A 13,239-nucleotide genomic window follows, 5' to 3' on the forward strand; every position below is an offset into this window, starting at 1 on the left:
AGAACTATGTATATAATGTAAATCCCATTTGGGAGGGAAGGAAGAAGTGAATTTGAACAGGAATAGCAACCAAGTACATGCTGATTATTTAAAGGAAGTTCATATTACAGAGAATGAAATAAGACAATTAGAAATCAAGTTAAAAAATAATGCAGATATTTATATAAATATATATGAAGAAGCCTTGGAAGGAATTATTTTTTGGACGGGTAAGGGCCAAATAGTAAAAGCAAATGAGGCTGCCTGCCGAATTTTTGAATGCAGTAAAGAAGAGCTTGTTACAAAAAGGATTCAGGATTTTATTTATGCCAGTAAAGAAGAAATTTATCAAGTATACAATAATTTCTGCCGAAAAGGGGCCATCCGGGATGAACTTGTTTTTCTAATGCCCAATGGACAAGAAAAGTCATTGGAATTTACTAGTAAGTTGCATGCAATTGACGAGTTTCATATGACAATTTTTCGAAATGTCAGTGAAACTAGGAGAATGGAAAAGGAGCTCAGAGAGAGTGAATTAAAATTTAGGAAGATCTTTGAAGGGGCTTTAGAGGGTATTATCTTGTGGAAGAATGATTTTACCATTGTTGATATAAATCAGGCAGCAGAGAAGATGCTTTCTGTGTCGAAAAAGGAAATAATCGGACATTCCTTTATAGATTTATTAACAAAACTTCATCTTTCAATTAATGAAACTAACTATTATTACCAAAATCTCGTTAACAGTGGCCAGACAACGGGGACTATTGATATTAAAGTAGAAACAGGGGAAACAAAATATATAGAATTTTCAGCAAGGTACAATGTTTTATCCGAATTAAGTCTAGTAACCTTTAAAGACATCACAGAAAAACTGCAGCTGGATGCTCAGCTCCGAAAATCAGATACATTGAATGTTATTGGGGAGCTTGCTGCAGGTATTGCGCATGAAATTCGCAATCCAATGACAGCATTAAAAGGATTTATTCAATTATTGGAGGATTCAGTTAAAGAGGATCATTCTATGTATTTCAATATTATTTCCTCTGAGCTAAAGAGGATTGACTCTATCATTAATGAATTCTTAATATTGGCAAAACCACAAGCGGTTAAGTTTATTGAAGTAGATCTTATAAAAATCATGAAAGAAACAGTAGATTTCTTAAGTGCACAAGCCTTATTACATAATATTCAGTTCCGAACAAAATACCAAGAAGGCCTGCCGCCAATATTTTGTGAACCAAATCAACTGAAAAAGGTTTTTATTAACCTAATTAAGAATGCAATTGAGGTCATGCCAAAAGGCGGCTATATTGATGTGAACATGAATTCGACAAAGGATGGAAGACTGCATATATCCATTGTGGATGAAGGAAATGGTATCCCGAAGGATAAACTTGAAAAGCTAGGTCAGCCTTTTTATACAACAAAGGAAAAAGGTACGGGTCTTGGACTAATGGTAAGCTACAAAATTATTAAAGAGCATAAGGGAAACATAGAGGTTGAAAGTGAATTAGGAGTGGGGACTATTTTTAACATATATCTTCCATTGAAGAAATATGTAGTAAAGTAATCTTTTTTTGTCGAAATAAATCTAAGAATAAACAGGCAAAATGTCGAGTAATTTAAATTAGGAAGAAAACTGTCTAATTTTGCGAATCTATTTACTTTTATATATTTTCTTGCAATAATGCTAAAGGTAACCTACTAAATAGAATGATTTTGTGTAAAAAGGATAGGATGGAGGAAAAAAGCTTGGCGGAAAAATGTAAAAAAATACTGCTCCAGATCCAAGAAAAAAGGGAGAAAATGATAAAATCTGCAAAAATACATGGGTACACGAGTGAGGATACCATTCAATGCAGTCAAGAACTGGATCAATTGATTTATGAATATCAATTGACTATACATAAAGAAAAGATAGAGGAAGAAGCTCGATTTCCCTTTAATAAATTGATTTTTGTTTTTCCCAATACATCAATTGAGTCCGATTTTGAAATGATTACGTAAAAAAGTCCCTATGGCGCAATATTACGCTATAGGGACTTTTTAATTTTCCACCGCTATAAGCTATATTATGAAAAGACGTCAATAAGCAATACCATAAATAAAAGTCCGATGATGAAGGAATAAGTTGATGTACGTTCGTTTCCATCCCCATGACTTTCAGGTATTAATTCTTTATAAATAATAAATAACATTGCTCCAGCAGCGAAGGCGAGTCCATATGGAACGAGGAAGTCTACATAGGATGTTAAATAGAAGCCCAATAATCCCATGACAATTTCTATAGCTCCTGTCATCGTTGCAATAATAAAAGCTTTAAATTTTTTTATCTTCTGGTTGACTAGGAATAAAGCGACAAGAAATCCTTCAGGCGCATTTTGCAAACCAATAGCAAAGGCAATTAGATTTCCAGTATCCTGAACGTGAGATGCGTAGCTTACTCCGACAGACAGACCTTCAGGGATATTGTGTAGGGTAATAGCCGCAATAATAAGCATGGCCTTTTCATCAAATTCTATTCCTTTTTTCGAATGTTTAAGATCTATGTGCGGAATGTTTTTTTCCATTATGGTAAGGGTTAAAACACCAAGAAATATTCCTATAGCAAGTGGAAGAAATCCACCAGTCTTTAAAGCCTCAGGTATTAGCCCTAACATTGAGGCTGCCATCATTATACCAGCAGTGAATGCAAGTAAATTATCGCGCCATCTATGGGTAACAGTACTTGACATAAAAAGAATGATTAAAGCACCTACACCTGTTGATAAGGCCGAGAGAACCGTTCCGACAATGACTTCATTCATCTTCTTACCCTCATTTCTATTTATAACTATATTATAAGAGTCAACTAAACAGGCTGACAAATATTTATTTCGATTTTTAGCAATAAAATTGATCCAATTCCGAATGGGCATTAGCGGAAATAATATATTTTATACAGGAGAATTAAATATGTTCAAAAAAAATACTGTTTTTGTCAATCAGCTTTCCGGACTTAGCTGATTCTTTCATTCAGTTTTGTAGCAGTAAACGGAAGCATTTTCATTAATTGTTAGTACTATGCTTGTGCCAAGAGTCATATATCGTTAATACATATCTTTTTTTACGGTTATAAGGATCACGTTTTCAATATTAAGGAGGGTGAGCTAGTTATGCACATCGTTGTCTGTGTTAAGCAAGTACCAGATACAAAAATAATAAAAATAAATCCAAAGACAAACACACTTGACCGAAGGAGCGCGCCAGCAATCCTGAATCCATATGATGCACATGCGGTTCAAGAGGCTGTAAGAATTAAGAAAATGATCGGGGAAGGAACGATTTCCGTACTTTCTATGGGCCCTCCTCAGGCAACAGCCGTCATCAAAAAAAGCATTGAAATAGGAGCTGATAAAGGTTATTTGATATCAGACAGGGCCTTTGCGGGTGCAGACACCTTAGCAACAAGCTATGCCTTATCTAAGGCATTGGAGAGAATTACGAAAGAGGAGCCAATTGATTTAATTATTTGCGGGCTGCATGCGATTGATGGGGATACTGGCCAGGTTGGCCCAGGGATAGCAAGGAGAATGGATATACCCCCTATAACCAATGTAATCGAAGTAACAAGCTTTAATACTTCAGAAAAATCGGTTCTATTAAAAAGAAAAATTGCGAATGGGCATCAATTAATTGAATCTCAATATCCGTGTCTACTAACAGTTGCAAAGGAGATTAATGACATTGAATATTCGCCAATGACTAATATGATAAAAGCTGCAAGGTACGAGCCTATTATATGGACGGTAAATGACCTGGAGGATGTTGACAGGTCTCAGCTTGGACTAAAGGGATCCCCGACTATTGTAGGAAAAATGTTCACTCCTCCTAAGCCAGAAGGCGGAAAAAGGTTAGAAGGCAATGCTGATGAACAAGTGATGCAGCTAATTTCTTTGTTAGAGGATAAAAAGGAATTACTTCTTGGATAAATAATAGGCTAGTCGTTTATGTCAAGTTAATTTTATTTATTGTTGATGAACAATCGTTATCAAACTGCTATTATTCACTTTTTATACAAAGGAGAGGTCCTGATGTTTGAAGATTACCGTGGCGTTTGGGTCTTTATTGAAGTTAATGAGGGGACAATTGAAGGGGTCTCCTTGGAACTATTGGGTGCGGGAAGAAGTCTAGCAGACAAATTAAAGGTTCCGCTATCAGGTGTATTGTTAGGTCATAATATTAAGAAATTATGCCCTGAAGTCATTTCCTATGGTGCTGACCAAGTATATGTGATTGACCACCCTGTGTTAAATGATTATCGAACTGAATCATATATGAAAGGTGTGATGCTTCTTGCGGAAAAATACAAGCCGGAGATCTTTCTCTATGGCGCTACATCGAATGGAAAAGACCTTGCAAGCGCAGTTGCCACAGACTTGAGCACAGGCTTAACGGCAGATACAACAATGCTTGATGCAGATTTGAAAACAAGACTGCTGGAGGCAAGCCGACCAGCCTTTGGCGGAAATATAATGGCAACAATTTTATGTAAAAAGCATCGACCGCAAATGGCTACTGTAAGACCTAAAGTCATGAAGGCGCTTGAGAAAGATAGCAGTAGAGAAGGAAAGATAATTGAGGAAGAAATTTCCTTAAATGAAGAAGAAATGAGAACAAAGGTGTTAGAAATTGTGAAGGATGTCACAAAAAAAGTCAGTTTAGCGGATGCTCATGTTGTTGTAGCTGGGGGAAAAGGGATGGGAGACAATAAAGGATTTCAGCTTATTCATGAATTAGCTGAAACGATCGGAGCGAGCGTAGGTGGAACTAGGGATGTTGTCGAGGCAGGCTGGCTTCCTCATGAACAGCAAGTAGGGCAAACGGGAGAAACGATTACACCAAAAATATACTTTGCCATTGGAATCTCAGGTGCTATCCAGCATATAGTAGGAATGAAAAATTCAGAGTTCATCATTGCCATCAATAAAGATCCAAATGCGCCAATATTTGATGTCGCCACATATGGGATTGTTGGGGATGCATTAGAAATTGTCCCTAAGCTGATCGAGCAATTTAAGGAACTGCGGAAAGAGAAGGGCGGTGAAGTAAGTTATGTCTGAAAAATTTGATGTCATTGTTGTAGGAGCTGGCCCAGCCGGAACTTCATGTGCCTATACTTGTGCAAAAAATGGATTAAAGGTTTTACAGATTGAAAGAGGAGAATATCCTGGAAGCAAAAATGTCATGGGTGGCGTATTATACAGGAAGCAGATGGAAGAAATCATTCCTGAATTCTGGAAAGAAGCTCCATTGGAAAGACCTGTCATTGAACAGCGATTTTGGATGATGGATAAAGAATCGGCTGTCACCTTTGGCTATAAGGGGCTTGAATGGGGAGTCGAGCCATATAATAACTTTACAGTATTAAGGGCTCAGTTTGATCAATGGTTTGCAAAAAAAGGGGTTGAGCAAGGGGTTTTACTTATAAATGAAACGGTTGTCCTTGAGTGTATTGTGGAAAATGGAAAAGTCATTGGGGTTAGAACGGATCGTCCCGATGGAGAAGTTTATGCGGATGTTGTCGTGTTAGCTGATGGCGTAAATTCTCTGCTTGGCAAGCAGCTTGGATTTCATAAAGAATTTAGACCGGACGAGGTTGCCTTAACTGTAATGGAGGTTGTAAACCTTTCGAAGGAGAAAATAAACGACCGATTTAATTTAGAGGATAACCAAGGTTGTACGATCGAGATATTCGGTGACTCCACTAAGGGGAATCTTGGAACTGCGTTTATTTATACAAATAAGGAGAGCATTAATATTGGGGTTGGAACAACACTATCCAGTATGATCAAAGCAAAGTTGCGCCCGTATGATCTATTAGATTATTTAAAAACACATCCAATGGTTAGACCATTAATGGAAGGGGGAGAATCAGCCGAATACTTAGCACATCTTATTCCAGAAGGAGGATTTCATTCTGTTCCAAAGGTAGCTGGAAATGGGGTGCTTGTAGTCGGAGATGCCGCCCAGCTTGTTAATGCGATCCACAGGGAAGGGTCAAATATGGCTATGAAGTCGGGGCAACTGGCTGCGGAAGCAATTATTAACGCGAAAAAACGCAATGATTTCAGTGAATCAAGTTTAAATCATTACAGAGAGGCTTTACATGAAAGCTTTATTATGAAGGACTTGGAAAAATATAAAGATGCTACTCATGTATTTGAGCATCATCCGCAATACTTTAAAGAGTATGTTCCATTAATGAACAAGGCAGCAAGCAAATTCTTTACCGTTGACGGCACATCTAAAAAGGATAAGCAAAAACAAATTATGAAAAGCTTTACTGGGGAAAGGGGCACTATCAAGGTCATCAAAGATATGTATCGAGCATGGAAGGCGGTGAAATAATGTCAACGAAGAATATTGAAGAAAAACAATATCTCTTACGTTTTAAAGCTGATACGAAGTCACATTTAACGGTAATGGACCACGATATTTGTATAACTAAATGTCCTGATAAAATTTGTACAGTCTTTTGCCCGGCTGAAGTATACAAATGGGAAGGGCTAAGAATGCAGGTAGGCTATGAGGGCTGCCATGAGTGCGGAAGCTGCAGAATAGGCTGCCCATACCAAAATATTAAATGGGAATATCCGAAGGGCGGACATGGCATCGTATTTAGGCTGGCATAAATTAAAGGCGGCTAAAGAGGTTAATAAATAGACTGAATGATAGGGAATAGGTTCCTATATGACGGTGCTTAAATCATAGCAGCGTCTTTATTTTTTTGAAAAAAATGGAGGCGTAGCCTCCACTAAAAAGTTCTTCAACTTATGAATTCCATTCATTGACCTTTTGATCAGAAGGAAGGAGCAGTGTGATCAATCCAAGCAATGGCAAAAAGCCTGTAAGAATCATAGTTTGAGTAATTCCGATTAAATCGGCTGAATAACCGATTACCATTGAGCCAATAGCCCCCATGCCAAAAGCGAGTCCAACAGTAAGGCCAGCCATTGTACCAATTTTACCAGGAACTAGTTCTTGAGCATATACGACTGTTACAGAAAAGCTTGACATTATGATAAAGCCTGATATTGCAAGCAAGCAAAAAGCAATCACAGGTGGAACAAATGGAATTAATATAGTTAATGGAGCTGATATAATCATCGATAAAAAGATAATCATCTTTTTGCCGAATCGATCAGCAAGTGGGCCACCGAAGAAAGTCCCAAGTGCTCCCGAAACGAGAAAGGCAAATAGAAAGATTTGCGCTTGCCTAATAGAAAAAGAATAGTTTTCTATTGTGTAAAAGGCGTAGTAATTTGTCATTCCTGAAACATACCATGAACGTGCAAAAATTAAAAATAGAACAAGCCCGAGTGCAATTTTAACCGGTTTAGATAAACCTATTTTTTCATGTTTGGTCATCTTGCTATGGTTCATTATCAATGTTCTCTCTACACGAAGTTTACCAGCATACCAAAAAGCGATATAAGTTAGCAGTCCTACTGCAACAGCTGCAACAACTGTGAACCACGCTGCTCCAATTTGCCCGAGCGGAACAAGGACTAACGCGGTAATTAGAGGTGCCATTGCCTGCCCGCTATTTCCGCCTACCTGATATATGGATTGGGCAAGACCACGTCTAGGGCCTGCAGCCATGAAGGCAACCCTAGAACCTTCAGGATGAAAAACGGCTGAACCGAGTCCGATAAAAATGACAGAAATGACGATAAACTCAAAGCTTTGTGAAAGTGCCAACCCTAATACACCAAACATGCTAGACGTTAATCCTATTGGCAAAGCATAGGGCATTGGCTTCTTATCTGTAACCATACCTACTGCAGGCTGCAAAACAGAAGCGACAATATTTAAGGCAAAGCCAATAATCCCTAATTGGGTAAAGGTAAGCCCCATCGACTTCTCTAAAATTGGAAACATTGCAGGAATAATAGCTTGCAGTGAATCATTTAATAAATGACAGAGGCCTAAGATGATTAATATTTTATATGAAGTTTCATTGCTCTTTTGGAGGGTCTTGGTCGCCGCTGCGGTACTGCTCACACTCAGGTCCCCTTTCTGTAAATATAATTTAGTAATTCTAAGTAATAATAATACATGATTATTATGGTTTACGAAATATATTTTATAATTTTCATAATATAGTACAATGTTAATAGGAATATTCTTATAATTATAATAGGTTTTTACAAATTTGCTTTTGATAGGAAATAAAGTTATTTAAGGAGGGAATATGTGGAAAAGTATGTAGGGGTTTTACGTACAAAGGAAATCATGATTCACTTTTTGAAATCTTTTTCTTTAGAAGATGAATATAAGCTCTTAGGTGACTTTGAAAATTTCGTTTATGAGGTGTACAAAGAAGGGAAACCATATATTCTCAGAATTACTCACAGCTCACATCGGGAGCTAGAAGATTTATATGCAGAAATTGAATGGGTGAATTATTTGTCGAAACAAGGATTGAATGTTCCGACTTTATTCCAATCTATTAATGGTAAATTTGTTGAATTCATTCCTGCTAATGACGAATCTGTTTTTTTTGGAAGTCTGTTTTCCAAAGCGTCTGGAGAACCGGTGAAAATGAAAGATAATTCCATAAATAAAGATCTATTTTCTGCTTGGGGAAAACAAATTGGTAAAATGCATTCCGCTACAAAAAACTATATGCCTTCCCCGCTTATTAAGAAAAGGCCGCATTGGTATGAAGATGAGCTTCTAGATATAGAAAAACATTTTCCTACAACGGAGACAACTGCTATACAAAACGCGATTGATTTATTAGAGCAAATAAAGACCCTTCCTATAGAAAGTGACAATTACGCACTTATCCATACGGACATTCATGCTGGGAACTTTTTCTATGACGGGAACAGCATTCATGTGTTTGATTTTGATGATTGCTGTTATCACTGGCTAGTGTCTGATATTGCCATTCCTTTATATTATTCATGCCTTTCTAGCTTCACAACAGATGAAGTCAATGAACGAGAGGAGTTTGGCCGTTTATTTATAGACGCATTTTTAGCTGGATATGAAACAGAATGTAACCTCCCACACGGTTGGGAGCAGCAGCTGCCGTTATTTCTGATGCTACGTGATGTTACACTGTATTCGGTTTTTAATAAAAAAATCGCACCTGAGGATCGCAATGAGCGAATTATTAGTTTAATTGATGAGATTAAATCTAGAATTGAACAGAAGAAAAGCATTGTAAATATAAATTTTATTGCTTCTAATTAAGAAATGTAATAGAAAAGGTAAAAGAAGCCAAATGTGGCTTCTTTTACTTTTTGGAGTTTCCTTTAGCTTTGACTAGGTAAAATGACATCAACAATTGTTCCTTTATTAACTGAACTAGTTATTTTTATATTTCCTCCAAATGAATGAAGAATTCTTTTGCAAACGACAAGACCAAGTCCTGTCCCGAAATCCTTTGATGTATAGAAGGGCTGAAAGATTTTTTCAATATCTTCTTCGGGAATTCCTGTTCCCGTATCAGCAATTTGAATATGGCATTTATCTTGCTCTTTGAAAAGTTTAATGGTTAAATGTCCGCCTCTAGTCATTGATTCTAAGGCATTTTTGCTAATATTCAGCAGTACCTGCTTTATTTGGTCTTTTGTGCAATCAACGAGTAGTGGCGTTTTTGAAAGAGTAAGCTCGTATTGAACATTGTTTAAATTAGCCTCTGATAAAATGAGCGGCTCCAATTCCTTCAGGATGTTCCTTATATCGATAATTTCGGTTTTTTGGGCGGTAGGCTTACCAAGAATAAGAAATTCACTGACTATCTCATTTATCCGGCTTATTTCATCATTAATAATGTCAAAATAATATTGATCTTGAGAATTCGTATATTTTTCACTTAATAGTTGTACAAGTCCTTTTATTCCAGTAAGCGGGTTTCTAATTTCATGCGCTGTACTTGCCGCTAGCGTCCCAACAAGTTCCAGCTTTTGAAGTTCGTTTTCCTTTTTCTCTCTTGCTGCTTCTCTTTTCAACATCATATATTTTATAAATAGGAACAAAATATGAAAAATAAATATAAATCGTAGTAAATCAATCGAGACGGTTTTTAAAATATTTCCTTTCTCTCTCTGCGGTATTTTAACTTGAATACTCCATGGCAGCCTGTCAATAGGGAGAAGTACAGAGTTTTTTGCTGTAAAATTTATTGAGTTATCCGTATTAATACCCATGATGACTGCACCATTTGAATTTATGACTGAAAGCCTCGTATCAGGAGTCAATAGCCTCATGATATTCTGCAAATAATCTACCCTTAAATGAGCGATGATAATAAAATCTATTTTCCCGTTCTCATTCATTACTGGCTTTCCGATTCCGATTACTTTCTTGCCATTTTTCAATACTTCATAATGATTCGAGATTATGATGTCCTTTGTCTCGATAATTTCTTGTACATAATCATGATCAGATAGATTCATATTTGAAAGCAGTGAATTGGAGCCTGTTATCACTGTTCCGTTTTCGTCAAGTAAATAAATTCCTCCATATCTAGGTTCTTTACTGTGCATTTTTTTCAAAATTGATTCCAGTTTCAGAGGGGCTTCAATAGCCATCTCAGCGGTGAAAGATAAAATATCAAGTGATGTGACTGTTTCGGCAATAAATTGATCCCAGCTTCTTTGGTGAACAGTACCCGTCCAGATTGCTTGTTCCCTGCGTTCAGAATAATCACGATTTATCGTATCATTTAAATTGTAGAGGACACCAATGAGAATGGGGAATATGACAATGACTACGTATAATAGAAAATTGTTTTTACGACTTTTCATCAAATTAGGACTCCGTCAATATAGTAATAGTTCAATTATATAGTATACCATTATTTTGCAGAAGAGCTTTAACTTGAAAATCCGTATGACAGAATGGAGAAAATAGATATTTAGGCATCTTAAAATACGAAAATTGACATAGTCCAATAGTTTTTTTATAATTTACTTAGATTTCAAGATAATTATAAAGGATTGGATTAATGTGAATTCGGAACAAAGTAAACAATCATTAAAATTATTCATCGTATTATCAAGAGCCTATCGCTCAATCAATGAAAATGTAAATAAACTCATTCAAACATATGGGCTAAATCCAACAGAATTTGCCGTCTTAGAGCTTCTTTATCATAAAGGAGATCAGCCTCTGCAACAAATAGGAGGAAAGATTCTGTTGGCAAGTGGAAGTATTACATATGTTGTGGATAAGCTTGAGCAAAAGGGGTACTTAAGGAGAGTTGCATGTCCGAAAGACAGACGGGTTACGTATGGACAAATTACAGAGAAAGGCAAGTCCTTTATTGAGGATATTTTTCCTGATCATGAAGGGCATATACATGCTTTAATGTCTGAACTTTCCGAGGAAGAAAAGGATACAGCTATTAGCTTGTTGAAAAAGCTCGGATTGTCAATCGGAAAATAATAAAACGGTCCAATAGGATCGTTTTTTTCTTTGCTAAATAGAGGGATTCATTCATATATGTAGAATTATAATAAGGGTTCTGATAACAGAGGAAATAAGGGGGCATTTGAAATGAGTTTTGAAAATTATACATATACCCGTCCAAATTTAACGGAATTGAGCAAGAAATTTGATGAAGCATTAGCTATCTTTAATGGGGCAAAGTCTGGTGAGGAACAAATTTCGGCAATGAAGGAAATTAATGATTTACGCAATGACATAGGAACTATGTTTAACCTTTGTTATATTCGTCATTCTGTTGATACAAATGATGAGTTTTATAAGGCAGAACAGGATTATATGGATGAAATCCAGCCGGAAGTGGAGGGCTTTGTAACTAGGTATTACGAGGCTCTTGTCAAATCTGTTTTCCGCAATGAAATAGAAGAAAAGTTTGGAAATCAGTTATTTGCGCTGGCTGAGGCACAATTAAAGGTGTTTTCCCCAGAAATTGTTCCGCTGCTGCAAAAGGAAAACAAACTATCTTCCGACTACACAAAATTAATTGCTTCTGCCAAGATTGATTTTGACGGCGAAGAGCGCACTCTTGCCCAAATGGAGCCATTTACACAGTCTATTGACCGCGATGTCCGAAAAACAGCCAGCGAAGCTCGGTTCGGATTTTTAGCAGAAAATGAGGAAGAGCTTGACCGTATTTTTGATGACTTAGTAAAGGTTAGAACAGAAATTGCCCATAAGCTTGGATATAATAATTTTGTAGAGTTGGCATATTTACGAATGCAAAGAACAGATTATAATGCTGAAATGGTTGCTAAGTTTCGGGATCAAGTGAAGGAATATATCGTTCCAATTGCAACAAAATTAAAGGAACGCCAAAGAGAACGAATTGGTGTTGATCAGTTGAAGTACTATGACGAAGGTTTTAACTTTAAAACTGGTAATGCAGCACCAAAAGGGAGCCCAGAATGGATTATCGAAAATGGCCAGAAAATGTATAATGAACTCTCAACAGAAACAGGGGAGTTTTTCTCATATATGAGAGAAGAGAACTTGATGGATCTTGTTGCGAAGAAAGGAAAAGCAGGGGGCGGATATTGTACATTTATTGAGAATTACAAGGCCCCATTTATTTTCTCGAATTTCAATGGGACATCCGGGGATATTGATGTACTTACACATGAGGCAGGACATGCATTTCAAGTTTACTCGAGCGGAAAATATGAAATTCCAGAATATTATTGGCCAACCTATGAGGCATGTGAAATTCATTCTATGAGTATGGAATTCTTTACTTGGCCATGGATGGATAAATTTTTTAAAGAGGATACAGATAAATATAAATTTGCCCACTTGAGCGGTGCTTTATTATTTCTTCCTTACGGTGTGGCTGTTGATGAGTTTCAGCATTGGGTATACGAGAATAATACAGCTACCCCAAAAGAGAGAAAACAAGCGTGGAGAGAGATTGAAAAGAAATATATGCCTCATAAAGATTACGATGGCAATGAGTATCTAGAAAATGGCGGCTTCTGGCAGCGGCAGGCTCATATATATAATTCTCCTTTCTATTATATCGACTATACGTTAGCTCAAATTTGTGCATTCCAATTTTGGAAGCGATCAAGGGAAAACCATGAAGATGCTTGGAAGGATTATGTTCATTTATGCAGTTTAGGAGGCAGTCAAGCCTTTACCGGTTTAGTATCTGAGGCGAATCTTATTTCACCATTTAAAGATGGTTGTGTAGAATCTGTAGTTGGAGAAATTGAAAGCTGGTTAAATACAATAGATGATAAGAGTCTTTAATAGCACTAG

General features: G+C 36.8%; 12 protein-coding genes. 9 read left to right on the plus strand and 3 right to left on the minus strand.

Translation table 11 applies throughout. The features are described from left to right. Nucleotides 1-46 precede the first annotated feature (46 nt). On the plus strand, nucleotides 47-1,549 hold the full coding sequence (locus tag RRV45_RS08240; protein WP_315668333.1) for a PAS domain-containing sensor histidine kinase: 1,503 nt from the start codon (nucleotides 47-49) through the stop codon (nucleotides 1,547-1,549). 182 nt (nucleotides 1,550-1,731) lie between these two features. Continuing rightward, nucleotides 1,732-1,986 (plus strand): aspartyl-phosphate phosphatase Spo0E family protein, encoded by a 255-nt coding sequence (locus RRV45_RS08245; RefSeq protein ID WP_315668334.1) that lies wholly within the window; start codon nucleotides 1,732-1,734, stop codon nucleotides 1,984-1,986. Nucleotides 1,987-2,051: 65 nt separating this feature from the next. On the opposite strand, the gene RRV45_RS08250 is transcribed toward RRV45_RS08245, so the two are convergent. After that, nucleotides 2,052-2,786, minus strand: a complete 735-nt coding sequence (locus RRV45_RS08250; RefSeq protein ID WP_315668335.1) for a ZIP family metal transporter — start codon at nucleotides 2,784-2,786, stop codon at nucleotides 2,052-2,054. A 348-nt stretch (nucleotides 2,787-3,134) separates the two neighbouring features. On the opposite strand from RRV45_RS08250, the gene RRV45_RS08255 reads away from it, so the two are divergent. The 4 genes from RRV45_RS08255 (at nucleotide 3,135) to RRV45_RS08270 (ending at nucleotide 6,653) form a co-directional block, all read left to right on the plus strand. Then, a complete protein-coding gene (locus tag RRV45_RS08255) occupies nucleotides 3,135-3,950 on the plus strand; it encodes an electron transfer flavoprotein subunit beta/FixA family protein (protein ID WP_315668336.1) in 816 nt (271 codons plus the stop codon). A 102-nt stretch (nucleotides 3,951-4,052) separates the two neighbouring features. Further along, nucleotides 4,053-5,081, plus strand: a complete 1,029-nt coding sequence (locus tag RRV45_RS08260) for an electron transfer flavoprotein subunit alpha/FixB family protein (protein ID WP_315668337.1) — start codon at nucleotides 4,053-4,055, stop codon at nucleotides 5,079-5,081. Continuing rightward, the gene (locus RRV45_RS08265) at nucleotides 5,074-6,369 is read left to right on the plus strand and encodes an FAD-dependent oxidoreductase (RefSeq protein ID WP_315668338.1); all 1,296 of its coding nucleotides are present in this window, start codon (nucleotides 5,074-5,076) and stop codon (nucleotides 6,367-6,369) included. The genes RRV45_RS08260 and RRV45_RS08265 overlap by 8 nt, the downstream gene beginning before the upstream one ends. Further along, the gene (locus RRV45_RS08270; protein WP_315668339.1) at nucleotides 6,369-6,653 is read left to right on the plus strand and encodes a ferredoxin family protein; all 285 of its coding nucleotides are present in this window, start codon (nucleotides 6,369-6,371) and stop codon (nucleotides 6,651-6,653) included. Before RRV45_RS08265 ends, RRV45_RS08270 begins: the two co-directional genes overlap by 1 nt. A gap of 139 nt (nucleotides 6,654-6,792) precedes the next feature. On the opposite strand, the gene RRV45_RS08275 is transcribed toward RRV45_RS08270, so the two are convergent. Then, entirely contained in the window at nucleotides 6,793-8,025 is a 1,233-nt protein-coding gene (locus RRV45_RS08275; protein ID WP_315668340.1) for an MFS transporter, read from the minus strand. A 192-nt stretch (nucleotides 8,026-8,217) separates the two neighbouring features. Here RRV45_RS08275 and RRV45_RS08280 point away from each other — a divergent pair, with 192 nt between their 5' ends. Further along, complete coding sequence (locus RRV45_RS08280) at nucleotides 8,218-9,225, plus strand: phosphotransferase enzyme family protein (RefSeq protein ID WP_315668341.1); 1,008 nt, start codon at nucleotides 8,218-8,220, stop codon at nucleotides 9,223-9,225. Nucleotides 9,226-9,287: 62 nt separating this feature from the next. Here the strand turns inward: RRV45_RS08280 and RRV45_RS08285 are convergent, their stop codons facing one another. Further along, nucleotides 9,288-10,784 (minus strand): ATP-binding protein, encoded by a 1,497-nt coding sequence (locus tag RRV45_RS08285; RefSeq protein ID WP_315668342.1) that lies wholly within the window; start codon nucleotides 10,782-10,784, stop codon nucleotides 9,288-9,290. A gap of 202 nt (nucleotides 10,785-10,986) precedes the next feature. Between RRV45_RS08285 and RRV45_RS08290 the strand changes: the two genes are divergently transcribed. After that, on the plus strand, nucleotides 10,987-11,424 hold the full coding sequence (locus tag RRV45_RS08290) for a MarR family winged helix-turn-helix transcriptional regulator (protein ID WP_315668343.1): 438 nt from the start codon (nucleotides 10,987-10,989) through the stop codon (nucleotides 11,422-11,424). 111 nt (nucleotides 11,425-11,535) lie between these two features. Further along, the gene (locus RRV45_RS08295; protein ID WP_315668344.1) at nucleotides 11,536-13,230 is read left to right on the plus strand and encodes a M3 family oligoendopeptidase; all 1,695 of its coding nucleotides are present in this window, start codon (nucleotides 11,536-11,538) and stop codon (nucleotides 13,228-13,230) included. Nucleotides 13,231-13,239 lie beyond the last annotated feature (9 nt).

The sequence above is a fragment of the Bacillus sp. DTU_2020_1000418_1_SI_GHA_SEK_038 genome (assembly GCF_032341175.1).
Lineage (GTDB): Bacteria > Bacillota > Bacilli > Bacillales > Cytobacillaceae > Cytobacillus.